Source organism: Paenibacillus sp. OK003 (genome assembly GCF_900109515.1).
Lineage (GTDB): Bacteria > Bacillota > Bacilli > Paenibacillales > Paenibacillaceae > Paenibacillus > Paenibacillus marchantiae.
On record NZ_FOBD01000002.1, the window covers coordinates 420049 to 444434 of the forward strand.

Annotated in this window: 18 protein-coding genes; 17 read left to right on the top strand and 1 reads right to left on the bottom strand. The window is 48.3% G+C overall.

Translation table 11 applies throughout. The annotated features are described in order from the left end of the window. Nucleotides 1–111 precede the first annotated feature (111 nt). From BMW94_RS04695 to BMW94_RS04765, 15 genes are all read left to right on the top strand, one after another. The gene (locus BMW94_RS04695; RefSeq protein ID WP_063567229.1) at nucleotides 112–1065 is read left to right on the top strand and encodes an ABC transporter permease; all 954 of its coding nucleotides are present in this window, start codon (nucleotides 112–114) and stop codon (nucleotides 1063–1065) included. A gap of 2 nt (nucleotides 1066–1067) precedes the next feature. Then, entirely contained in the window at nucleotides 1068–2030 is a 963-nt protein-coding gene (locus BMW94_RS04700) for an iron chelate uptake ABC transporter family permease subunit (RefSeq protein WP_090995201.1), read from the top strand. Next, nucleotides 2024–2782 (top strand): iron ABC transporter ATP-binding protein, encoded by a 759-nt coding sequence (locus tag BMW94_RS04705; RefSeq protein WP_053782775.1) that lies wholly within the window; start codon nucleotides 2024–2026, stop codon nucleotides 2780–2782. The genes BMW94_RS04700 and BMW94_RS04705 overlap by 7 nt, the downstream gene beginning before the upstream one ends. Nucleotides 2783–2823: 41 nt before the next feature. Beyond that, complete coding sequence (locus BMW94_RS04710; RefSeq protein WP_090995022.1) at nucleotides 2824–3810, top strand: siderophore ABC transporter substrate-binding protein; 987 nt, start codon at nucleotides 2824–2826, stop codon at nucleotides 3808–3810. Nucleotides 3811–4117: 307 nt separating this feature from the next. Beyond that, complete coding sequence (locus BMW94_RS04715; protein ID WP_254790122.1) at nucleotides 4118–5578, top strand: spore germination protein; 1461 nt, start codon at nucleotides 4118–4120, stop codon at nucleotides 5576–5578. A gap of 4 nt (nucleotides 5579–5582) precedes the next feature. Then, nucleotides 5583–6782: a Ger(x)C family spore germination protein gene (locus BMW94_RS04720; protein ID WP_090995024.1), complete on the top strand. Its 1200-nt coding sequence runs from the start codon at nucleotides 5583–5585 to the stop codon at nucleotides 6780–6782. Then, entirely contained in the window at nucleotides 6775–6996 is a 222-nt protein-coding gene (locus BMW94_RS04725) for a hypothetical protein (RefSeq protein ID WP_090995026.1), read from the top strand. The genes BMW94_RS04720 and BMW94_RS04725 overlap by 8 nt, the downstream gene beginning before the upstream one ends. 52 nt (nucleotides 6997–7048) lie before the next feature. Beyond that, nucleotides 7049–8254 (top strand): GerAB/ArcD/ProY family transporter, encoded by a 1206-nt coding sequence (locus BMW94_RS04730; protein ID WP_090995029.1) that lies wholly within the window; start codon nucleotides 7049–7051, stop codon nucleotides 8252–8254. A 129-nt stretch (nucleotides 8255–8383) separates the two neighbouring features. Then, a complete protein-coding gene (locus BMW94_RS04735) occupies nucleotides 8384–9220 on the top strand; it encodes a uroporphyrinogen-III synthase (protein WP_090995031.1) in 837 nt (278 codons plus the stop codon). A gap of 274 nt (nucleotides 9221–9494) precedes the next feature. Further along, nucleotides 9495–10217: an SDR family oxidoreductase gene (locus BMW94_RS04740; RefSeq protein WP_254790112.1), complete on the top strand. Its 723-nt coding sequence runs from the start codon at nucleotides 9495–9497 to the stop codon at nucleotides 10215–10217. A gap of 35 nt (nucleotides 10218–10252) precedes the next feature. Then, the gene (locus BMW94_RS04745) at nucleotides 10253–10891 is read left to right on the top strand and encodes a ThuA domain-containing protein (RefSeq protein ID WP_076287510.1); all 639 of its coding nucleotides are present in this window, start codon (nucleotides 10253–10255) and stop codon (nucleotides 10889–10891) included. A 72-nt stretch (nucleotides 10892–10963) separates the two neighbouring features. After that, complete coding sequence (locus BMW94_RS04750; RefSeq protein WP_090995034.1) at nucleotides 10964–11341, top strand: phasin family protein; 378 nt, start codon at nucleotides 10964–10966, stop codon at nucleotides 11339–11341. Then, nucleotides 11342–13012: an ABC1 kinase family protein gene (locus BMW94_RS04755; RefSeq protein ID WP_090995036.1), complete on the top strand. Its 1671-nt coding sequence runs from the start codon at nucleotides 11342–11344 to the stop codon at nucleotides 13010–13012. A 551-nt stretch (nucleotides 13013–13563) separates the two neighbouring features. Continuing rightward, nucleotides 13564–15015, top strand: a complete 1452-nt coding sequence (locus BMW94_RS04760; RefSeq protein WP_090995039.1) for a SulP family inorganic anion transporter — start codon at nucleotides 13564–13566, stop codon at nucleotides 15013–15015. Nucleotides 15016–15751: 736 nt separating this feature from the next. Then, on the top strand, nucleotides 15752–17326 hold the full coding sequence (locus BMW94_RS04765; protein ID WP_090995042.1) for a DEAD/DEAH box helicase: 1575 nt from the start codon (nucleotides 15752–15754) through the stop codon (nucleotides 17324–17326). A gap of 237 nt (nucleotides 17327–17563) precedes the next feature. Here the strand turns inward: BMW94_RS04765 and BMW94_RS04770 are convergent, their stop codons facing one another. Continuing rightward, entirely contained in the window at nucleotides 17564–18496 is a 933-nt protein-coding gene (locus BMW94_RS04770) for a hypothetical protein (RefSeq protein WP_090995044.1), read from the bottom strand. Between the two features lie 435 nt (nucleotides 18497–18931). On the opposite strand from BMW94_RS04770, the gene BMW94_RS04775 reads away from it, so the two are divergent. Both BMW94_RS04775 and BMW94_RS04780 read left to right on the top strand, forming a co-directional pair. Continuing rightward, nucleotides 18932–20725 carry a vWA domain-containing protein gene (locus BMW94_RS04775; RefSeq protein ID WP_090995047.1) on the top strand — a complete coding sequence of 598 codons (1794 nt, stop codon included), beginning with the start codon at nucleotides 18932–18934 and terminating at the stop codon, nucleotides 20723–20725. A gap of 260 nt (nucleotides 20726–20985) precedes the next feature. Further along, entirely contained in the window at nucleotides 20986–24375 is a 3390-nt protein-coding gene (locus BMW94_RS04780; RefSeq protein ID WP_090995049.1) for a tubulin-like doman-containing protein, read from the top strand. The last annotated feature ends 11 nt before the right edge of the window (nucleotides 24376–24386 follow it).

Sequence of the window (24386 nt, forward strand, 5' to 3'; positions counted from 1 at the left end):
AATTAATATCGATATAATTACTCTAATTGATAATGAGTATCAATATCAAGTTGAACTAAGTAGAGCAGCTACAAGTGTTTTACGGCTATTGGTGAGGGGATTAGTAGAGAGATGAAGTTAGGCTATATGTTGATCGTGCTGGCTTTTTTGTCTATCGTATACCTGTTTATTGGCAATTCAGCAATTTCGCCCATGGATATATTTCATTTGACCCCAGTCCAGCTTCAGGTGTTACAAGTCAGTCGTTTTCCCCGTCTAGTCAGCATCCTTGTCGCAGGTATCAGTATGAGTGTCATTGGACTGATCATGCAGCAGCTGACACGCAACCGATTTGTTTCTCCGACAACGGCCGGAACAATGGACTCAGCCCGGTTGGGTATCCTCGTTACTTTGATGTGGTTTCCCGGTGCTTCTCCACTGCAAAAAATGTTGGTCGCTTTTGCCTTCGCACTGGCTGGAACGCTAATCTTTATGCGGATTCTAGAGAAAGTCAAATTCAAGGATACGATCTACATCGCTCTCCTTGGTTTGATGTTTGGCAATATTGTAAGCTCGGTCACGACCTTTTTTGCTTACAAGAACGATTTGATTCAGAACATGTCATCCTGGCTGCAAGGTGACTTCTCCACGATTATGAAGGGACGCTATGAACTGATCTATATCAGTATTCCGTTGCTTATTATCGTCTACCTGTTCGCTAATCGCTTTACACTTGCGGGTATGGGCGAAGATTTCTCAACCAACCTTGGACTGGCTTATCGAAAGGTGGTTAATCTCGGGCTGATTCTGGTTGCGATGGTTTCAGCCGTTGTCATTATCACCGTAGGTACAATCCCGTTTCTCGGTCTGGTAGTACCGAATATTGTGACGTTGTATAAGGGTGACAACTTGCGGGATACATTGCCTCATACAGCAGTGCTCGGCGCGATTTTTGTTCTGGTCTGCGATATTTTGGGTCAATTGATTATTTATCCTTATCAGCTCTCCATCAGTTTGACTGTGGGCGTAGTGGGCAGCGTGCTGTTCTTGTATTTACTGCTTCGAAGAAAGGCTTATGAATCATGAGAATGAAGTATACGGCGAATACCTGGAAGTTTGGCATTTTGATTGTAGCGGCAGTGCTGTTGATTGGTGTATTTCTGGTCATTCAATCCGGGGGTAACTGGGATTATATTCTGCCTCGCAGAGGGAAAAAGATTCTTGCTATTGTGCTCACGGGTGCTTGCATTGCGTACTCTACTGCCATTTTCCAAACGATAACCAACAACCGAATTCTTACGCCTGGCATTATGGGGCTCGACTCCCTGTATATGTTGTTTCAGACCTTTGCCGTGTTTGTGTTTGGGAGCACGCATATCAGCTTTGTGAACAAAAATCTTAACTTTGCGGTATCTGTGCTGTTAATGACCCTGTTTGCTCTACTCCTGCATCAATTCATGTTCCGTAGAGAACGGGGGCGCAATATCTATTTGCTGCTGCTCGTTGGTCTGATTCTGGGAACGCTGTTTCAGAGCATGTCCTCCTTCATGGAGGTGCTGATTGATCCCAACGAGTTTCTTGTGCTGCAAGGCAAGATGTTTGCGAGTTTTAATAATGTAAATACCGACTTGCTGATCATCTCCATGGTGGCCATTGTTCTGATCCTGCTGTATGCACAGAGGTTTACCAAATATCTCGACGTACTATCCCTCGGCAAAGATCACGCGGTTAATCTTGGGGTGGATTACCAGTACATTGTGAAAAGGCTGCTGCTGGTTGTGATGGTTCTGGTGTCGATCTCCACAGCGCTCGTCGGTCCAATCATGTTCTTGGGACTGCTGGTCGTGAATCTGGCGCATCAGATATTCCGGACACATCGTCATAAAGTGCTGATCTGGGGTTCAGTCATTATAGCTGTGGTTTCATTGGTCGGTGGACAGCTCATTGTGGAGCGGGTATTTACTTTTGCGACTACAGTAAGTGTCATTATCAATTTTGTAGGCGGAGTGTACTTCATCTATTTACTGCTAAAGGAGAATAAGTCGTGGTAGAAGTCAGAAATGTAACCAAACAATACGGCGGCGTCCGGGTAGTGGATGACGTATCACTGAATATTGCCAAAGGGAAAATCACTTCATTTATCGGTCCCAATGGTGCAGGCAAAAGCACACTGTTATCCATGATCACCAGACTAATCAGCAAGGATACAGGACAAGTCCTGATCGAAGGACAAGAGATCGAAGGCTGGAAGAACAAGGATCTGTCCAAAAAAATATCAGTTCTCAAACAATCCAATCACATAAACATCAGGTTGACTGTGGAGGACCTGGTTGCTTTTGGCCGTTTTCCTTATTCACAAGGAAGACTCACGGCAGAGGATCGGCAGTGGATTCAGGAAGCCATCGATTATATGGAGCTGGCTCCATTCCGCAAAAAGTATTTGGATGAGCTAAGCGGTGGACAGCGACAGCGGGCTTACATCGCCATGGTTATCGCGCAGAACACCGAGTATATTCTGCTCGATGAACCCTTGAATAATTTGGACATGAAACATTCCGTGCAGATTATGAAGGTGCTTCGCAAAATGGTGGATGAATTGGGGAAGACGATTGTTATTGTCATTCATGACATCAATTTTGCCTCCTGCTACTCAGACTATATCGTGGCACTCAAAGACGGGCGTGTTGTGCAGGAAGGTAAAACAGAGGACATCATTGATACAGATGTATTGCAGAAAGTATATGACATGCACATCCCTGTGCAATGGATTGATGGGCGTAAGATTTGTGTGTATTTTGCTTGAAAAAATTAAACCAATATAGAGAGAGCGAGAGGTGTCTATTTATGAAAAAAGGTTGGTTGTTTACGTTGCTTGTGGTGTTGTCCGTTGTTCTGGCAGCTTGCGGTGGAAATAAAACAGCAGAAAATACAGGTGCCAGCAGTGGCACAGGATCAGAAGCGAATGCAGCAGCAGATCAGTCTAATGAAGAAATCGTCATTAAGCATAAACTTGGCGAAACAACAGTGAAGAAGAATCCGCAGAAAGTGGTTGTGTTCGACTATGGTGTGCTGGATACATTGGATCAGCTTGGGGTAGAGGTTGCCGGTGTACCTCAGGAGGGAGTTCCCTCTTATCTGGAAAAGTATAATGATGCAAAGTACGCCAATGTTGGCGGTTTGAAAGAGGCTGATTTTGAGAAAGTAAATGCCCTGAAGCCTGATCTGATTATCATCTCAGGACGACTGCAAGACTCCTATGAAGAGCTGAGCAAGATCGCACCAACCATTTATATGGCGGTAGATACACAAGATTATATGAACTCCCTGACTTCGAATGTGAAGACGCTTGGAGAGATCTTTGGTAAAGAAAAAGAAGCAGAAGAGGCACTGGCATCCATTGATACCTCTGTTAAAGCTTTAAATGATAAAGTAACGGCTGCTGGAAAGAATGCACTGGTTGTTCTGACGAACGAAGGCAAATTGAGTGCTTATGGTGCAGGTTCCCGATTTGGTATCATTCATGATGTATTCGGTTTTACTCCGGCAGATGCAAATATTGAAGTGTCGACCCATGGACAAAGCGTTTCATTCGAATATGTTATGGAGAAAAATCCGGATTATCTGTTCGTGGTAGATCGGAGTGCAGTGGTTGCAGGCAGTGGTGAGGCAACGCCTGCCAAACAGGTGGTCGAGAATGATTTGGTTAAAAATACGAATGCTTATAAAGACGGACACATTGTTTATCTTGACCCGGATTACTGGTACTTGTCTGGCGGTGGTTTGGAATCCATTCAGGAAATGATTAAAGAAGTGGACAAGAGCATTAATTAAGTGAATCAAGATTGATACGAATTTTTGATTATTAGGCCCCAAAGGTCTCTGTTATCCATACAGAGGCCTTTTTTTGTTGTTTGAAATGAAGAAGCGGTTGGAAATTTTACAAAAAGACCACATAATTCCGCGTGATCTGGCACAAGCTACCTTGTATAAAAAAACAGGAACGGAGGGGCGGCATATGGCGGACAAAACATCAGGGAAAGATGGTTCCAAGGATTCAGAAAAGAAGAAACACATCCCCTTAGGGCTGCCGTCTCCCCCTATTCTGAGGCAACCGATAGGCCTTTCACATGAAAGCCATATGTTGGCACTGGAAGACATTTTCTCGGATTGCTCGGACTTGATCTTCCGCAATGTCAAGATTTCACCTGACGTGGAAGGACTGCTGGTATACATCGAGGGCATCGTGAATTCGACAGATATTCAGGATCATATGCTCCGTCCTCTGATTCGTGGTCTGATCGAGCAGCGCACAGATGAACCTGAAGCCCCTCTGGATGATACACGCATTGCGCTGACACAGGTGAAGAAAGTGGACAATTGGGCAGCCGCAGCGGATGGAGTACTGGAATCCTCTGCGCTGCTGTTGCTCAACGGAAGTCGGGAAGGCTGGCTGTTCAATGTAAAAGGCGGCGTACGGCGGGGCGTGGAAGAGCCCCAGACAGAAGCTGTTATCCGCGGACCGCGGGAAGGCTTCACCGAGACGTTGCGTGTAAACACGGCCCTGCTTCGTTTCAAGCTCAAGACGCCTTCCCTCAAAATGGTGAGCATGACCATCGGGACCGAAACCAAAACGAGTGTTGTATTGTCCTACCTTGATGATATTGCTAATCCCAAGTTGATCAAGGATGTGAAGAAACGTCTGGAGCAAATCAAAATCGATGGCATCCTGGAGACTGGATATATCGAGGAATTAATTGAAGATCATCCATATTCCCCGTTTCCGCAGATGCATTATACCGAACGTCCGGATACGGTGGCAGGCAATTTGCTGGAGGGCCGCTTTGCCATTTTTGTGGATGGCACTCCGTTTGCACTGATTGGTCCGGTAACGATGTGGCAAATGCTGCAGGCCAGTGAGGATTATTACGAACGGTTCTTTATCAGCAATCTGTTGCGATGGATTCGTTTTTTGTTTGTGGCTATCGCACTGTTTCTGCCTGCACTCTATATCGCCATTACAACCTTCCACCAGGATATGTTACCGACCACACTGATTCTGAGTATCGCCGGGGCACGGGAAGCCATTCCATTTCCGGCGCTGGTTGAAGCACTCATTATGGAATTGTCATTCGAGGCTTTGCGTGAAGCAGGGGTCAGGTTACCCAAAACAGTAGGTCAGGCTGTCAGTATTTTGGGTGCGCTCGTGATTGGACAGGCAGCGGTTCAGGCAGGAATTGTCTCGGCACCTATGGTTATTATCGTATCCATGACCGGGATTGCATCGTTTACCATCCCGCGTTTTAACTTTGCCATCACGGTTCGTTTATTGCGTTTCCCTATTATGCTGCTTGCCGGGGCGCTTGGTTTGTATGGCATTGTGATTGGACTGGTGCTGATCTCTGTGCATCTGACGCAGATGACTTCATTCGGCGTTCCTTATCTGAAAGGCCTCAGTCCGTACAGCAAAACAGATACCAAAGACATTGTCATCCGTGCACCATGGTGGAAAATGATCCATCGTCCTTCTACCGTCCATCGTGACCAGCAGCGTATGAAAGAAAAGATCAACGGTTCGCCAGAAGCAGAGGAAGGGTGGTGAGCATATGGTTTTCATCTGTAAGCGACGTCCGATAGCCATAATGCTCCTATGCACTGTTTTCCTGTCAGGATGCTGGGATCGAAAGGAAATTAACGATATCGCCTTTGTGATCGGCATCGCTATTGACAAGGAAGGAGATGATTACAGGTCCAGTCTGCAGATCGCTCTTCCCGGACAGTCCGGTGCATCTGGCAGTACAGGGGGCGGAGGGGGCACAACGGGTGATAAATCCTGGTTTATGTTATCGAATACAGCCAAAACGTTGCGTGGAACGACTATTGAAGGCCAAAAAGCGCTATCACGCACCATTTATTATGCTCATCGCCGTACACTGCTGATTGGTGAGGAACTGGCCAGAGACGGGGTTGCTCCCATGCTTGATCTGTTGACCCGTTATCCGATGAATCGTTTCTCGGCTTTGCCCATCGTAACCAGAGGGCGAGCGTACAAGGTAATGGATACGGATGCACAAATCGAAAAGTTTCCTTCTGAAATGGTGCGTGAATTGTGTTTTCTGAACATGCGCAAGCCCCGTTCGCTCAAAACCTTTACGGATGCGATTCTTAGCGAAGGTGTAGATCCGTTTCTTCCTGTCGCGTCCGTAGTGGAGAATGTGCCCAAGGGCTGGAAGGATTCCAAGACCAACATCAAGCTGGATGGACTGGCTGTTTTCAAGAAGGACAAGCTTGTGGGCATGATTGACAAGGCTCCTGCGGATGCACTGATCCTGGCGATGGGGGAAGCGAATGCACCGGAAGTGATGATCAAGGCTCCGCGTGGAGATGGCGACTTGTTCATTAAGCTTAATGAAAGCTTCTCCTCACTCTTTCCTCGCGTAGTGAATGGAAAAGTCAGTGTAACTATCCGATTTTTCGCTAAGGGAGTTTTGGTGGATAACGAATCCGACTACGGTAATCTGCGGGACAACGAGATGAAAAGTCTGAATGACGCCATTCACCAAAAGCTAAAGGATGATATGGAGGAAGGCATTGGTTTGGTACAGCAAAAATATCATGCTGATATTTTGGGCATGGGTCGTTCTATTCATCAGAATCTGCCAAAAGAGTGGCACAAAATCAGAAATCGCTGGGATGATATTTATCCGGATGTGGAGGTTGTTGTTGAGCCCCATGTCATGATTGCAAACGTAGGGGTTGTCAATAAACCGATCGGTTTAAGCGAGGAGGAGATTGTCCATGATTAAACAAATGATGTTGACTTATTTGGGCATGGTCGTAGCCGTGATCATTATGGATTTCAAACATTTGAAGCAGGCAGCGGTCATTAACCGCTGGTTGTCGTATGGCGTGATGGGACTAAGCACGGTCATCTGGTTCTATATCATCCATTTGAATAACACTTTGTTTGTCTCTTCATGGCTTGCTCCCATCATGCGGCGATTTTTGCCTATGCCGTAAGTTCGTTTATCCCGCTTGATTTCCAAATGAAGAAGACGAGAGGAGTTATTTTATGATCCAGGGGGTGACCGGTCGGCAGTTGGTGCTGCTAGTGATGTTGCTCAGTATAACAGGAACATTAATTCAGCCTCATGCACAGGCCATTGATCATGCTAGACAGCATGCCTACTTATCTTATATCCCTGTATTTCTGGTGATGGTGTGTTCCATGTGGATGTTAACTCGTGTGCAGCGCCGATTCCCCAATCAGGATCTGTTTGAGTCCATGGTTGAGCGTCATCCTGTTATGGGGCGATTGACGGGGATCATGTACATTTTGTTTTTTCTTTTTATTTTTGCCCGCGACATCCGGTTGATCGGTGACTACGTAAGCATTACTCTGCTGGAGACTACGCCGATTTCTGTCATAGTATTATCCCTTATGGTGATGGCTGTTTTTATCGTCAGGGGGGGATTGGGTTCCCTGATCGGGATGTCAGAGCTGTACGTTACGCTGTTTCTGCTGAATTCACTCATTTTACCCCTCATGCTGCTTCAGCAGATTAATCTGGATAATCTGAAGCCGTATTTCGATATCGATGTTGCAGGGGTCGGCACGGGCAGCTGGTATCTGTTTTCCTTTTTTGGAGAAATGGTGGCATTGCCTTTTGTGGTCAAAGGTAACGATTTTCGTTTCAAATCCGTAATGTGGGGAATCATCATCTCCACGCTGCTCATGATGCTGATTATAGTCGAGACGATTGCGTCGATTGGTGTACCTATTGCGTCAAGGCTGTTCTATCCTTCGTATGAGCTGGCAAGACAGTTGCAAATCAGTGACTTCCTTGACAGGTTTGATCTGCCTCTGGCTGCCGCGACATTGCCTGCAATGGTAACGAAGAGTGCATTTGATCTGTATGTTGTCTGTTGGGGAATGAAGCGGATGATCCCTAAGGTATCCGGGAAGGTGATGACCGGACCGATTGCTTTGCTGGGATTTGTATGTGCTTTCTGGTTTTTCAAAAGCGCAGTGGATCTGTTTCAGTTTACACGGGAATGGACCTGGATCGCTATTGTATTCGAGGTGTTGTTTCCCTTCATTCTGTTTATAATCCTGCGTCCGCGCAAAAAAAGTGCGAATGATCGACGAGCAGCGGATAGTCAGAAGCAAAAGCAGCAACCCAAAGAGGATAAACAAGGTAAAGCATCACAGGAACGAGATGAATCTGACAAAGGGAAACGGGAAGGACATCAAGGTGGAGAACTACAGCCTTCCTGATATATCCCATCAAAAATCGTTATAGATGAACCGACGAAAAGAGGGGAAACTCGGTTTCCCTCCATAGAAGTACCCTGTATACTGTAGTCAGACTGATGACATTCGGGTGAATTAACGGGGGGAACATGGATGGCTCAACATTTGGCAGGTATACGCGTAGCATTGACAGGACCACGAAAATCCAAAGAAATGTCTTTGCTGGTTGAGAAAATGGGCGGGATTCCACTAGTCCGGCCTGCACAGGGAACAGTTTTTCTGGACGATCGTAACATTCGGGACGGTTTGGTATCCTGGATATCCGATCCACCAGACTGGACGGTATTAACCACGGGTATGGGATTGGACGCTATTTTTGATATGGCTGAGGATATGGAGATTGCTGATCAATTGCTGGACGTATTATCGGAATCCTCGATTGCAGCAAGAGGGTATAAGACAGTCAATGCACTCCGAAAACGTAAACTGACCCCGCTGGTGCGGGATGATGATGGCAGCACAGACGGATTGATTCGCGAATTCGCGCCTCATGAACTTACAGGGCAGAAGGTCATGTTGCAGCTGCACGGGGAAACTGCGCCCAAGCTGGTCGGGTGGCTGGAGGAACAGGGGGCTCAAGTACGTCAGGTGCTTCCTTATCGTCATGTCCCGCCCGAAGAAGGCGAGCTGGAACAGTTGTTGAATGAAATTTTGATGCATGAGGTGCATGCTGTCGCGTTTACAAGTGGTCCGCAAGTACGGTTTTTGGTTGAATATGCAGCGTCAAAGGGCAAGCTCGAAGCCATGCAGGAAGCCTTCCGACAAGGCGTGGTGCCTGCTTCGGTGGGCAGAGTTACAGCAAACGCGATGCGTGAAGAAGGTATTGAGGCGCTCGTGGTCCCTGAGGATGAGAAGATGGGGGCACTCATCGTTGAACTGGGACGATATTATGCTGCCCGATCTGCAGACAAGGCTCAACTGCTGCAATAATATGTGATCCCGCCTGGAGTTATATTAAGCGTTGAATGAAACGTATTTAAGATGCCAAGTTGTTCCCGGTTCTGATCCGTTATATGGATTAGAACTTTTTTTGTTGCTTGTCTCTGTGAGCGGTTCATTTTCTATACGCTGAACGACTCTGATTCAAGGGATTTCACCTGAGACTTTGGTCGTGAAGTTACTTGTACCCATTCATAATTAAAGGTTTTTGGAACATAATGTGGAATGAATTAAAGACAGATTAAGCTTGTGAGGGAGGGACAGCATGATGAAAACCGTATGTGTGACCGGGGCGGCCCGGGGACTCGGGTTGGCTCTGACAGCACAAATGCTGAAGAGAGGTTATATCGTTTATGCAGCGGGTGTGGACATGGAAGAGTCCGAAGGGATTCGTCTTCTTACGGATGCATATTCTACACATTTACGCGCCATCGAACTGGATATTGCGGATGATCTGTCCGTGGCTTTGTTCACGGAGACGCTGAAGCTGGATACAGAGCATTTGGATATGCTTATCAATAATGCGGCTATACTAGGAAGTATTACGGACCATATCCGCGGACCGTTAAACATGGCGGAGATGGCAGAAGTATTCAACGTAAATACCTTGGGAACATTGCGTGTGACTCATGCCCTGTTGCCCCTCCTTCTTCAAGGGACAAACAAGCTGATTGTCGATATTTCTTCGGAGGCAGGCAGTATTGAGCAGTGCAGCCGGGATGGATGGTTTGCCTATTGCATGTCCAAATCTGCGCTAAATATGCAGGCTCGCCTTGTGCATAATGGTCTGAAGAATGAGGGTGGACAAGTGATGCTGATTCATCCAGGGTGGGTACAGAGTTATATGAGCGGGGAATTGAATACCGCTGCAGACCTTACGCCAGATCAATCGGCTCAGCATATCACAGCACTCATTGACCGCCATAAGGAGTTCATGGGAGACCAGCCCGCGTATATAGATTACAAGGGGGAAGCCCTTCCTTGGTAATTCTGTTGTAGGTAATTTGAAAGGAGTTTTTATTGATGGATCATCGTAAAAAAGCGTTACTACTTGGAGATTATACTCATCCAGACTGGCATCCGCTGCAAGGGGTGGATGCGGAAATTAGTCGGATTTTTCACGATACTATGACTGTGCAGTGCAGTGAGAATCGCAACATGCTGCTGCAAGAAAATATAACCGGATTTGATGTGTGTATCTGTTACATGGACGATTGGAAGGGGAAAGTCTCTCCACAGCAGACGGCAGGCTTATTGTCCTATGTTAGTAATGGAGGTGGACTGGTCATTATACATAACGGAATTTCGCTCCAAAATCGTTATGAGCTGAAGCAGATGATCGGTGCGAAGTTCCTGCATCATCCACCTTATGCCCCACTGGAGTTCACAGTAACGGCAGAGAGTCATCCGGTGACGGAAGGCATCTCGGGATTTACGATGGAGGAAGAGCCTTATCAGTTCGAGTTCGGTTCATTTGCCGAAACGAAAGTTCTGCTGGAGTATCAATCCGAAGAAGGGCCGAAGCCCGCAGCTTGGGCGCATAGATATGGTCTTGGACGCATTGTTTACCTGATGCCAGGACATCATGTACCTTCTTTTGCACATGAAACCTATCGTCAGTTAATTCTGCAGGCAGGAAAATGGGCTGCGCGTTACGTATAGCCGGACCGTTTCTTTTGTGAGCAGTTGATTAGGGGTATACTATAGAGATCAACGAAGAGGAGGATGACAAGAATGAGCGATTTGTTCAAAAAGGCGATCTCGTTAGGGCTCGGTCTTACAGTTGTAAGTAAGGAGAAAATTGAGAAAACCGTGGATGATCTGGTCAAGCGCGGGGAACTGGCGCCTGGTGAATCCAAAGCGTTGGTCGAACGCCTGATGGAACGAGGCGATGAAGAACAGGGCCAGTTCAAAAGAATGATTCAGGAACAGGTCAAGCGCGTCCTGCAGGAAGTGGGCGTTCCATCCGAGAGTGATGTAACCAGTTTGGAACAGCGTGTTGCTGTCCTTGAGAAAAAGCTTGCGGAACTGGGTCACACACCACAGCTTCAACCTGATGTATCCCCAGCTCCACTTGAAGTTCCTCCTCTCAAAGGAAACGAGATCGAGTAGATGGCTGTGCGAATCAAACATGTCGGGAGATACCGGGAAATTGCCATGGCGCTGGTGCGTCATGGCTTCGGTTATATGGTCGAGGAGCTGGGCTTGTTCCAGCTGCTGGCCATCCCCCGGCGGTGGATGTCGCGTGAAGCCCACACCACCAAGACGCTGAGTGAACGCATACGACTCGTGCTGCAGGAGCTGGGGCCGGCTTTCGTTAAGCTGGGGCAACTGGCAAGCACAAGGGCAGACTTGTTGCCTGAGTCTGTGATCCGCGAATTGGTGAAGCTGCAGGATCAGGTCCCACCGTTTTCCTCAGAGACGGCACGGGGTATTTTGGAACAGGAATTGGATACACCGCTGGAGGAGATCTTTTCCCGGTTCGAGGATACCCCTGTGGCTGCGGCTAGTATTGGACAGGTGCATCTGGGTAAACTTCGAAGCGGTGAGGCCGTAGCTATTAAAATCCAGCGTCCCGGCATATCGCGTATCGTTCAGCGCGATCTGGATATTTTACGAGAATTGACAGCGATGGCGGAGAAACGCTGGGATTGGGTGAAGCAATATCAGATCCCGCAAATGGTAGAAGAGTACGCTCAGGCACTGATGGCCGAGCTGGATTATACGGTCGAGGGACGTAATACGGAAAAGATTGCACAGCAATATCAGCAGGATAACAAAGTGAAAATACCACTGATCTATTGGGATCAAACTTCCTCTCGTGTGCTCACCATGGAGTACATCGAAGGCATCAAGCTGAATGACCGTGAAGAGTTGATTAAACGTGGGCATGATCTGAATAACATTGCGCAGCGGCTGGTGGATTCGCTGTTGAATCAGATTTTCATTCATGGATTCTTTCATGCCGATCCACATCCGGGCAATTTGATGGTTCTGAAGGATGGCAGGCTTGCCTTTATCGACTTCGGCATGGTGGGCAGTCTTAGTGATGAGATGAAGCAGCATTTGGCTTCGCTCATTATCGGATTGATGCGCAAAGATACGGACAGCATGATTCGGGCGATTGAGAAGCTGGGTATGATGCCGGATGATATGGATCTGAGAGGGCTTCATAACGATCTGGACAAGCTGCGCAGCAAATACTACGATATTCCCTTCTCCAAAATCAGCGTGGGTCAAGCATTGAACGATCTGTTCGGTGTGGCCCAGCGACATCGGGTCGTCATGCCTGCCGACATTCTGCTGTTAGGGAAATCGCTGCTCACTATGGAAGGTGTCATCGAACATCTCGATCCTTCCTTGAGTATCGTAGATATGGCAGAACCATTTGGTCGTAAGCTGATCAAGGAACGCTTCAATCCTGGGAGGATCAAGAACCGTCTGTTCCGCAGTGCTGCGGATATGGCCGAAAGTGTCATGGGTCTGCCAGGGCAGTTAAGGCAATTGTCTTCCATTATTAGCAAAGGTAAGCTGAGGTTGGAGATCAGTGTCCCCGAACTGGATGCGCTCATGCGCAGAATGGACCAGATCAGTAATCGGCTGTCTTTTAGTATTGTACTGCTCGCATTTTGTATCATTATGGTTGGATTGATCATCGGTTCTTCGATAAGTCACCAGTCAACCATGCTGTGGGATATTCCGGTCATTGAGATTGGTTTCCTGGTGGCCATTCTGATGGTGGCCTTCCTGCTATATTCGATATTTAAATCGGGGAGATTTTAAGTATAGACGTAATCAAGAGAGTCGTTAACGCTTCCTGTCAGGGGAGCAATAGCGGCTTTTTTTTGTTTGGGCATGGACGGGAATATTTAAACAAGATAAACAGAGTATAACTGAGATATTTTACATAAATAAGAGATAATAAAAGATAATATACCAATTACGGATACATACTCTGTTCGTGTAGAAGAGAATCTGGGACTATAATAATAGGTCAGTACATTAACGGACCCGGTTTTTCTGAGAGGGGAAAACCTAGAGAACTTGTGATTGGCTCACGATGTCTCGAAAGCAAGACACCTGAATGCTGTAGTGGAAATAAGAGGTGCACACTGGAACGGATGAGACATGTTCAGACATGAAATCGGATACCTTATTCGGATCATGATCAATTCAACATGTAATTCAACTTATATAGACGGGTTTTTGCGGAGGGTATTCCGCTGTTTTGTGTTGTCTGTTGTTAAGTTGGTCAGTGACGAACCGTTCTCTTGCCGTTCAGGCAATAAGACAAATATGAGTTTAAATACGTAGGAGGACCGGCAAAGGACGATATGAATACTTTAAAACAACAATGGTTTGGTAACATTCGCGGAGACGTGCTGGCAGGCATAACGGTAGCGCTGGCGCTTATTCCGGAAGCCATTGCCTTCTCGATCATTGCGGGTGTCGATCCGATGGTGGGATTGTACGCTTCAATTACGATTGCCATCGTGATTTCAATTGCGGGTGGAAGACCGGGCATGATCTCGGCCGCAACAGGCGCTATGGCGGTACTGATGGTGGGACTCGTCAAGGATTATGGCGTGGAGTATCTTTTTGCCGCTACAATTCTGACAGGTATTATTCAGTTTATTCTGGGGATTTTCAAGGTGGGGCGGTTCATCACATTTGTGCCTCATTCGGTACTGACCGGGTTTGTGAACGCATTGGCGATACTCATCTTTATGGCTCAGCTTACCCATTTCACAGGTGCGAACTGGATCATGTATGCGATGGTAGCGGGTACGCTGGCGATCATTTATATTGTGCCGCGGTTTTTCAAAAGTGTTCCGGCTCCACTGATTGCTATTGTGATCATGACGATCATTACGGCGCTGTTACATCTGGACGTCAAAACCGTAGGTGACATGGGGAATCTCACGAGTACCCTGCCTATGTTCCATCTGCCGAATATCGACTGGTCCCTCAATACGCTAATGATTCTGCTGCCGTATTCGTTCACGTTGGCTCTGGTAGGTTTGCTGGAATCTTTGCTGACTGCAACGATTGTGGATGAAATGACTGAGACCAAGAGCAGCAAAAACCGCGAAGTACGTGGTCAGGGTATTGCCAACTTTGTTAATGGCCTTTTCGGTGGCATGGGTGGTTGCGCGATGATTGGACAGTCGGTTATTAATGTGAAGTCTGGTGGTCGAGGTCGATTATCGACATTTACGGCTGGCGCTTTTCTGGCCATATTGTTGTTATTGCTTAGTGGTGTGGTGAAAGAGGTGCCAATGGGCGCACTCGTAGGTGTGATGTTTATGGTGTGCATCGGTACGTTTGACTGGAGCTCCATCAAGAACATTGCGCGTGTGCCACGTGCGGAAGCCTTCGTTATGGTAGTCACAGTTGCCATTGTGGTGTATACCCACGATCTGTCTATCGGTGTGATGGTCGGCGTTGTGCTTAGTGTGCTTCATTTTGGTTGGAAACAGACCAAGATTCGTGTACAGGCATATGAGGAGCAGGGGCAGAAGGTCTATCGGGTCCACGGACCGTTCTTCTTCGGTTCATCTTCCCGCTTCGTCGATGAGTTCAATGCTGAGGCTGATCCGCAGGAAATCACGATTGATTTTGGTGGCTCACATATTTGGGATAACACGGCGGTTGTCGCCATTGGTAAAGTGAAGTTCAAATATGCAAAGCTGGGCAAAACGGTGCATTTGCGCGGACTGAACGAGGAAAGCTCTCGTTTGCTTGAGAAGAGTGGATTTGCTACAGCCGGAGGGCTCGGTTCGTAGCTTGGTGGCAACGAAGTAGACAACAAAAAAACTTGTTTTTATAAGCGGCGCACTTTCTTCCGGATTTAAGTCGGGAGAAGGCGCCGCTGTTTTTATTAGACGATGGATGTGCACTGCGTTGTAGTTGTAATTCTAGTTCTAGTTCTAGTTTTATTTTTATTTTTAGTAGTTGATGTTACTGTGTTGAAGGTTGTGTCTTTCACTGTGTGTAAGTTCGAACGAACCTGGCACGTCTTATATGAGGTTATTTCATGTATTCATTATTCTAAAGAATCTCAGACATCTTATTTTGCCGATTTCACCAATACTGTAGCTGTTCTGCGTGTATTTCCGGGTACTAAGGTGGCTGGAGTTCGTTAGAAATTGCAAACGGCTCTAATTGTTGGAATAGGGTGTCCCGGATTCGTTAAAATTAGTGATAAGTGGTAGTCACCATTCTCAGGGGAGCTTCTATCGTTACTCTCAAAGCCATCCTCAAACTCACTTGGTCGCTACAAGTCACGCTGATCTTGGAATTTTGTGCTACAAGTTGAGGGTGTAACGCTATATCCCCTTTTGTTTTGCTTGACTAACGTGTAAACTACAGGGTATGGAGAAGAAGAGCAACGGACCGATTGCTTTTTAAAAAATTCATTTCATAATCAGGATTGATATACGGAAAACGAGTCTTGATTGAAGCCAAGTGAAAGCAATTATGAAATGGACTTATCTAAATGAATATACAGAGGTGTAACGATTGGCAAACTTTGAACAACTGGGCATTCGCCCGGAATGGTGCGAGATCCTGAAACATCAGGGCATCGCCGTGCCGACTCCGGTACAGGAACGTTCGATTCCGGTATTGCTGGGTGGGCGTGATATTATTGCTGAGGCACAGACGGGTACAGGGAAAACGCTGGCTTTTTTGCTGCCGATTATTCAGAAAATTAACGTATCCGACCGCTCGCCGCAAGCACTGATTATTGCCCCTACGCGGGAGCTGGCGCTGCAAATTACGGAAGAAGCGAAGAAGCTGACTGCAAACGACGATAAGCTGCATGTTCTCGCAGTATACGGCGGACAGGATGTGGACAAACAGCTGCGCAAACTGCAAAACGGTACACAGATCGTGATTGGTACGCCGGGACGTCTCCTGGACCATCTGCGTCGTGGAACGTTGAAGCTGGATAATGTGAAGAAACTTGTATTGGATGAAGCCGACCAAATGCTGCACATGGGCTTCCTGGATGATGTTGAGACCATCCTTAGTGAACTTCCACACAAACGTCAGACGATGCTGTTCTCGGCAACGATGCCGAAAGGCATTCGCAACCTGGCGAAGAACTACATGAAAGACCCGGAGGATGTGAAGGTATCCTCCAAGTCCGTGATTCCGATCAATCAGATTCGCCAGCAGGTGCTGGAGTGCACGGATCGTGGCAAACTTGAGGCACTTCGCGGCATGATTGATACGTATCGCCCGTACCTGGCAATTGTTTTCTGCCGGACCAAGCGCCGTGCATCCAAGCTGAATGAAGATCTGCGTGAAGCAGGTTATGCGAGCGATGAACTTCATGGTGACTTGTCTCAATCCAAGCGTGAGAACGTCATGAAAGCATTCCGCGACGCGAAATTGCAAATCCTCGTTGCTACGGATGTTGCGGCACGCGGACTGGATGTTGAAGGCGTAACGCATGTATTCAACTACGATATGCCGCATGATGCGGAAAGCTATATCCACCGGATCGGCCGTACGGGTCGTGCTGGCGGCACCGGTCTTGCCGTGACATTTGCAACACAGCACGACAGACCGGAGCTTGCTCGTATTGAGGAAGGCACCAATCAGAAGCTGTCCCGTATCCAGTGGACAAGTGAAGGTCCTGTAGCATCAACTGGAGCAAATAGACGTTCCATCAACAGTCAGGGTGATGAAGAACGTTCTGGCGGACGCTCCGCTGGGACAGGCAGTGCCCGTCGCGGCGCAGGTCGTACCGGCCGCAGCGAAGGCGGACGTGGCGGTCGTGGTGGTTCCCGTGGCGGCGAAGGTGGACGCAGCGGTGGACGCAGCGGTGGTCGTAGTGGCGGCCGCAGTGGCGACGAGCGCAGCGCAGGCCGTGGTTCCGCGCGCAGCAGCAGCGACAGCAGTCGCGGTGCAGCGGGTCAAGGCGGGCGCGGTGCAGGTCGCAGCGGCGATGAGCGCAGCAGCGGCTGGGGCGGCCGTAGCGCCGACAAGCGCAGCTCCGGGCGCAGCAGTGAAGGTTCACGCCGACCGGACTCCGCAGGACGCGGGCCGGCCAAGAACGACCGCCGCGATTCTCGTCGCGGACGGTAATACTCGTTAAAACCCATGGCAAGTAGTCTGGAAGAACGCCATACATTTTCCAAATATCAAAACACCTCATCCTAGACCTAAGGATGGGGTGTTTTTTCGTCGAAGCTTATATGATAAAAACTATAGGGATGTCACGCGTAATTCCATTACGCATGCAGGGTTAAACGAACTATGGTTCGTCTATATACAGGGATTGAGTTTGCACTAATTTACATTTCGAGTTCATTTACAACAGCTCTACACACGAACATCTGCATACGAATCTCGATATTTCTCGTTATATACCCGACTGACCGACTCCGCCAGACCACCGCGGGCCTTACCAGGATACAGCTCCAGAGTGCGATAGAGCCGCATAAACCGATCTTTGGGCATAAAGCGCGCGTAGCGGGTAATAAGACTTGGGAACAACTCAATATATTTACTCTTGCGTACAGCGGCGGCGGCTACAGCCGTCAGAATCTGAATCCCGTTGTGCAGCTGCAAAATATTCACTTCGTACGTAGCGATATAACGGATCGCATCTTCACGGACCAATTCGGGCTTCAGCCGTGCGATTTCACCGATATATTCAGCGAGCAGTCGCTCGAAGCTACGCAGCAGCAGAGGTTTGAGCTGCAGATCCATATCACTGCGCAGCACGAAGGATTGCAGCAGCGCAACCTGCTGCAGACGAATCCGGTCGTTATAGACGAGTGAACCGATCTCCCTGAGCATTTCATAGGCTAGCGCTTCATCCTGCTTCCGTGCTTCAGCGACAAGGGCCCAATTTCGGTTAATGCCTTGGCGAATCGCTTCCTCGTCCTGACGCAGCATGCGTTTAAGTTCACGCTGCTGTTCGACCTGGAAGGATCGCTTTTGCATGAAGATCAATCCAGCCAGAAGCAGCAGGGAGACGCTGGCCGCCGCCATCGTTTGGTCTATGGTTTCACCTAAATAGGTAGCAACCGCACCAAGGATTACTGTGATGAACAGGTCGCGTGCGATCCGGCGTTTGACGCGGGAAGAGGCGCGTTCTTCCACTGTGGCAAGGGTGCCGCGTCCACAGGCAGTACAGCGATCCTCCCACAGGCAGGTATACTGGCCACACCGCTTGCAGACACGCAACTTTTGAAATGCATGCGTTGTTCTTATAAAAGGTTTGATGGATACAACTTGTTTATTGCTCATGCTCAATCACGCTCGCCATTCAGAATAGTGTAGAGGGTTCGATCGGCATCTTCCCTTGAAACGGGTTTGCGCCGATGAAGCAGGAACGCAATCCCCTTTATAATGACAAAAAGAAACAATATGGCGAGGCATCCGTATGTAACCATAATCCGTTCCTTTCTAGGCATAGTTAAAATATGCGTAGTTATAATGTTTACTGATCAAGCGTCGTTATATTGCAGTTTGCTGGCAATAACTATATCATATTTCCATAGTTGGAACTTTTGTGCCAGCTACTGACATGAATTCGTCGATTTTTGTCAGTCATTACAAAACTGTAACTGAAGATAGGGGTGCTTTTCAGAATTTATTAGTAGACTGTTAAGATTTCCTTAAGGCTTGACGCCTATAATAAACTATTCCCATTTTAATCTCAAACGTGAAGGAGTACACCCAATGCTGCGGACAAGCAAAATACGCTGGCTCAGCGGAACTCTGGTTCTGCTGGCATTTCTAACGCTGCTGCTACCTCAGGCGTTGCTGCCACATGCTGCAGCGGCTCAGGCACAGACAAGCGGAATCGATGCGGTACTTGTAGCCGATGTCAGTAATTCCATGAATACAAGTGACCGTGACAAGATCAGCAATGAAGCCATGAAAATGTTTATTGATATGCTGCCGGTCCAGGGGGACAAGGTAGGGATTGTCGCTTATACCGATCAGGTGGAGCGGGAAAAGGCTATGCTGGAGATTCAGTCCGATGCGGACAAGAGCAGCCTGAAAGATTTTATTGATCAGCTCGGCCGGGGGCCATATACCGATGTCTCTGTAGGTGTCGCCGAAGCCGTGAACATACTGAATCATGGTGCAGACCCATCCCACTCGCCGATGATCGTGCTGCTGGCGGATGGCAACAATGACTTTAACAAAACCAAAGGCCGTACACAGGCACAATCCGACGCTGATCTGGCGAAATCCGTGAAGGAAGCACAGGATCAGGGTATCCCGGTATATACGATTGGACTGAACGCAGACGGCAAACTGAACAAGGACGCACTTGCAGATCTGGCTAAGCAGACCGGAGGCAAGTCCTTTATCACAGATACACCGGATGATCTGCCACAGATTCTGAGTGAGATTTTCGCCGATCATGCCAAACTGAATGTCGTGAAGCTGCCCTCCATTACAGGAAACGGCAGTTATCAGGAAGTTACCGTGAACGTACCGAACGACAGTGTACTTGAAGCCAACATCTCGATCATGTCTTCAAAGCAAGTCCAGATTGAATTGACCGATCCTTCCGGCAAGGCCGTAGATCTCAACTCTGACGCAGCCAAGCTCTCGACTTCGATGAGTTATTCCTTGGTGAAGCTGCTCAAGCCTCAGGAAGGCGACTGGAAACTTCGGGTAAAAGGGGCTCCGAAAGACAGCATCGATATCAACCTGTTGTTCAACTATGATCTCCAGCTCGTTGTGGACCCAATTAAGACCAAGTCCTATACGAAGGGTGACAAAGTGGATCTGACCGGCAAGCTGGAGAATGGAGGGCAGCCTCTGCAGGATAATGATCTGTATGCCGATATGAAGGCGACATTGGTCGTAAACGATCAGGATACAGGCAAAAGCACAGAACAGCCGCTCGAAAACACGGGCTCCGGGTTCACCGGAACGTTCGAAGTGCCGGACAACCATAACTACGAGCTTGTTATCCGTGCAGAAGAAGACAGCTTCTACCGGGAAAGTGCTCCAATTACGATCAATGCGGGCGGAGCAGCCGGTAGCGGAACTCAGCCAACGACACCTGCGGGCGAGCAGGACAAGCCGTTTCCATGGATGCCTGTTATTTTGGGCGTGATCGCCTTAATCGTGGTAGCTGTGGGTGTCTGGTTCCTGTTAGGCTGGCTGAAACGCAAAAACCGTGGATTTGTCGGACAGATGGTTGTCGAAATTCGTGATGAGAATACCGGGGACAAGTCGTACCCGCAATATAAAAAGCTGGCATCCTTCCGGGGTAGATTCCATCTGCACCAGCTGTTACAGCTGGACCCTGAATTGAAGGAAACCGAGAAGTATGTATTTACACCCAGCAATGGGGATCGAATTATAATCCGCAACGCCGCAGGCGGAACGCTGGAAAAATCCGGCCGTGCCGTTGATGCAAGCTCAGGCGTTGAACTGAAGAACGGTGACCGACTGAGCATCCCGCTGCAACAGGCGGACAAAACGATTTTAATTGAGTATCTGGTGTAATTTGATTATTTGGTTTAAAAGGAATGCATTTTAATTTGGATATAATTGTTTACACGAGAACGGAGAGGACAGAGAAAACCTGAAGAAGCGAAGCGTTCGCCTTTATCCCCGGATTTTCACTTTGTAAAAGTGAATTGAAAAAATCTGGGGATAACAGCGATCGGAAGGTTACTCTGTCATCGGAGTGGCAAGTGTAAATTTCTTTAGTTTGAATTGTATAGATTGAAGCATATGTGCGTTAATCCAAAGGAGGACATGGAATGAAACCGATTGTTAGAGAACATATTCAGCAACTGGATGTATCGCTTGGCGGAGGGATTGTCAGTGAGAAAATCAGAGTCGATACGATTGATAACCCGATTCTAATTATCGGTCTTGGAGGAACAGGTATTGATGCGCTGCTGCGCCTTAAATACCAGATTAACCGACGTTTCAAGCTGCCACAGGACCCGGTATCCAAGAAAAAAATGGACAAACCGTCCAACGTGGAGTTTCTTGCTTTTGAAACGAACGAACAGGATCGCGCCAAGAAGTATAAAGGCATCGGACTCGATCCAATTAATGAATTCGTATTGCTGTCCAATGCCGAAATTGGTGGATTGCTTCAGAACCGCAGCGTATTGGAGCCGTATATTACGGACTGGCTGTCTCCGGAGCTGAGCATCACCGATGGCATGAACGGCGCCGCAGGGGTGCGTCAGGCTGGACGCCTGCTGCTGTTCACGAAGATTAACCAGGTCGTGCAGGCGATCGACAAAAAGATCAAAACATTATCTGTAGGCACCAACAAAAAACTGATGGTGTTCCTGCTGACCGGTCTTTCCGGCGGTACGGGCAGTGGTTGCTTCCTCGATATTTCCTATATCGTGCGCGGGATTATCGAACGGGATCACGGCTCTGCCGGGATTGACCGCGTGAATACGCTTGGTTATCTGTTCACCCCAGACGTGAATCTGTCCAACAAAAGCTTGAGTGAACACACTCGTGAATATATCCGCAAGAATGGATACGCTGCGCTCAAGGAATTGGATTACTGGATGAACGTGGATAGCCGGGGAGAGCGTTTCTCTCAGAAATACGGCAATATTCTGACCGTAAATTCACCGCTGCCGCCGTTCAACCTGTGTCATCTGATTTCCGCAACCAACACGGAAGGCAAACTGCTGGAGAACGCCTATGATTACTGCATGAACGTCACCGCCGAGAACATCACCAACTTTATGGCGAGTGAGGAAAAGCAATCCGGCGAGGAGTTTGCCATCCACGATTATATTAGCAACATTCGTACAAACATCGCACAAATGAACAAAGCCTACCCGGCCAACTATGATTACAATATTATCGGTGCATCCTCAGCGGTACTGCCGATTGAAGAAATGACGACCTATCTGGCTTACCGCATGTTCGACAAAATGAGCACCATGTTCTCCAAAGCACCGAACCAGGAGGATACCGAGAAGTTTGCTCGCAAGCTCGGCATTGATCTCGAAAGTGTGGTCAAGTCCTTTGAAGCCCGTGTGCCGGAGCCGCTGCCAGGTTATCAGAACAGTGAGCGTCTGTCCTATGGCAATGTGGTGAAATCACAGGTCGTGAACATGGACACCGAACTGGAGCAGAACTTCCTGGCTCGTGCTCGTGAGGAATATATCAAGGCGAAGAAGCAGCTGCCGGGTGAGATTGCGGGTCAGTTCACCGAACAGATCCGGCGTATGTTTTTGCATCCTGAACAGGGTCCGTTCTATGTCTCCCGTCTGATCTACACGGAAAAAGGCTTCTGTGTACTGAAGATGATTCAGTCGTACATTGAAACTCTGCGTGAGAATGCTTTCCGCATTCCGCGTGACATTGAGGCCGCTCAAGAGCAGTCCGAAGAGAAGCTGGGCGATGCGAAGAGTGCGTTCGTCTCCAAAGAGAAGAAGAAGAATGCTTATATTGAAGCAAAAATTCATGAGTACTGGCTGCACGCCGATGTGGAACGCAATGATCAGATGATCGAGTTCTACGAAGACCTGTACGAATTGCTGAACCAGGAGAACAGCCGCATTTATAACGTATTTACTGAAACGCTGAACGCACTTAGCTCGATCTTCTCCAAAAACGGGGATATCCTGACACGCGGCGAAGAACAGTCCGATCACAAAGGCAACAAAACGTATTACTGGAACGTTGTAAGTGTGCCGGATATCGTCAGTGTGGTGGATGGACTGCTGGACAAGCGCGATACGGATGATCTGATCCGTGACTTCTCGCGTGAATTGCTGGAGAACTCCAGCCAGTGGGTGAAAGAAAACGAGATCGATATCGTCAGCTCCATCTCTGATTTCCTGACTGAGAAGTTCGGGGATCTGATTACCCGCTCGATGGAGGACTTCCTGGTTATCAAATATGGGCAGGACGAGTCAGTCGAGAAATTCGTGGAACGCTTCATTGCAGGCAAACTGGATGATGAGGCCGTTCCGGTGTTCAATCTGAGCAACAGCACAGGCAGTCTGCATTTCCCATCCTGGGGATTCGTATCGGTGCCGGCACAGGCGCCGGGCATTCTGAGAGGGATTCGCAACTATCAGAACAATGCGGTAGGTAAATCTCATTTTACCGTCAAGGAAAGTGAAGTGCGCAACCGGATCTTCTGGCTGAACACTCGCAACGGGGTACCCCTGTTTGTGTACACACCGCTCAAAGTATATGAGGAAAGTTATGAACGCACCATTTTGGACAAAGAAGGTATCGGACGCCATCTGGTGCAAACCGAGAAGAATAACTGGACCTATCTGCCGTCTCCAATCCCGGAAAAATCCTGGGGAGATGTGTACGAGAACGCCAGGGTGAAGCAGTACAACGCCCGTGTACGTACCGAATTCGAGCAGGCGATCGGCTATAAGATTGTTACAGCCAAAACGATTGACGAAAATACAAGCAACCGCTATGCCGTTGTTACGACCGAACCGTTCGACCTGTCCGCGAAGCTCGCTGCCTACGACATGCGCCTGACGTCCACCACGCCGAACCTGGGTGAAGTGAAGCGGGCAGTCATGGAATTGAAACGCCTGCAATCCGAAGGATTGCCACTGGTGTCGGTGAAGGACATTTTCGGAAGTATTAATGAAGATATGGCTAAAGAAAACCTGGTGCGTTCCCCGCAGCTGATCGCGAGGGTACGTGAAGAACTGGCGAAGATGAACGCTATCTCAGCCAAAGTCGCCGAGCTGGAAGGCATTCTCGCCCAGCATCAGGACGAGGAGCAGTGGTATGACCGCTTCATCGAAGCACTCTACACCGATACCATCGTGAAGAAAGGTGCGCTGTACGTCTATGACCGCGATCCGGAAGAAGACGCATGGGAGCCGTTTGCGAACCTGATGAAGAGCCGCAACTTTGCCGAATATGAAGTGTTTGGCAACTTCCGTGGACTGGCGGAGAAGGATCGCAGCACGTTGCTGCGCAAAGCGTCCCGCCGTGATAACGACCTGACCGCTTCCGAAGATATCACGCCACTGCTTACGAAGTTGGATGATCTGGCTGCATTGTTCATGGAATCCCGTGATCGTCTGGAATACGAGCGAGTGGAACTGGCAAACGGAGAAGACATCTACCAGTTCTACAGAACGATGTCATCGAAACTGAATGACATTCGCAGAAGGCTGAAGTAAGGGTGGCGGCC

Bases quoted from the DNA above. Each gene is read 5' to 3' on its own strand.
- BMW94_RS04695 (WP_063567229.1), top strand. From the start codon at position 112: ATGAAGTTAGGCTATATGTTGATCGTGCTGGCTTTTTTGTCTATCGTA.
- BMW94_RS04700 (WP_090995201.1), top strand. From the start codon at position 1,068: ATGAAGTATACGGCGAATACCTGGAAGTTTGGCATTTTGATTGTAGCG.
- BMW94_RS04710 (WP_090995022.1), top strand. From the start codon at position 2,824: ATGAAAAAAGGTTGGTTGTTTACGTTGCTTGTGGTGTTGTCCGTTGTT.
- BMW94_RS04715 (WP_254790122.1), top strand. From the start codon at position 4,118: ATGTTGGCACTGGAAGACATTTTCTCGGATTGCTCGGACTTGATCTTC.
- BMW94_RS04720 (WP_090995024.1), top strand. From the start codon at position 5,583: ATGGTTTTCATCTGTAAGCGACGTCCGATAGCCATAATGCTCCTATGC.
- BMW94_RS04725 (WP_090995026.1), top strand. From the start codon at position 6,775: ATGATTAAACAAATGATGTTGACTTATTTGGGCATGGTCGTAGCCGTG.
- BMW94_RS04730 (WP_090995029.1), top strand. From the start codon at position 7,049: ATGATCCAGGGGGTGACCGGTCGGCAGTTGGTGCTGCTAGTGATGTTG.
- BMW94_RS04735 (WP_090995031.1), top strand. From the start codon at position 8,384: ATGGCTCAACATTTGGCAGGTATACGCGTAGCATTGACAGGACCACGA.
- BMW94_RS04740 (WP_254790112.1), top strand. From the start codon at position 9,495: ATGATGAAAACCGTATGTGTGACCGGGGCGGCCCGGGGACTCGGGTTG.
- BMW94_RS04745 (WP_076287510.1), top strand. From the start codon at position 10,253: ATGGATCATCGTAAAAAAGCGTTACTACTTGGAGATTATACTCATCCA.
- BMW94_RS04750 (WP_090995034.1), top strand. From the start codon at position 10,964: ATGAGCGATTTGTTCAAAAAGGCGATCTCGTTAGGGCTCGGTCTTACA.
- BMW94_RS04755 (WP_090995036.1), top strand. From the start codon at position 11,342: ATGGCTGTGCGAATCAAACATGTCGGGAGATACCGGGAAATTGCCATG.
- BMW94_RS04760 (WP_090995039.1), top strand. From the start codon at position 13,564: ATGAATACTTTAAAACAACAATGGTTTGGTAACATTCGCGGAGACGTG.
- BMW94_RS04770 (WP_090995044.1), bottom strand. From the start codon at position 18,496: ATGAGCAATAAACAAGTTGTATCCATCAAACCTTTTATAAGAACAACG.
- BMW94_RS04775 (WP_090995047.1), top strand. From the start codon at position 18,932: ATGCTGCGGACAAGCAAAATACGCTGGCTCAGCGGAACTCTGGTTCTG.
- BMW94_RS04780 (WP_090995049.1), top strand. From the start codon at position 20,986: ATGAAACCGATTGTTAGAGAACATATTCAGCAACTGGATGTATCGCTT.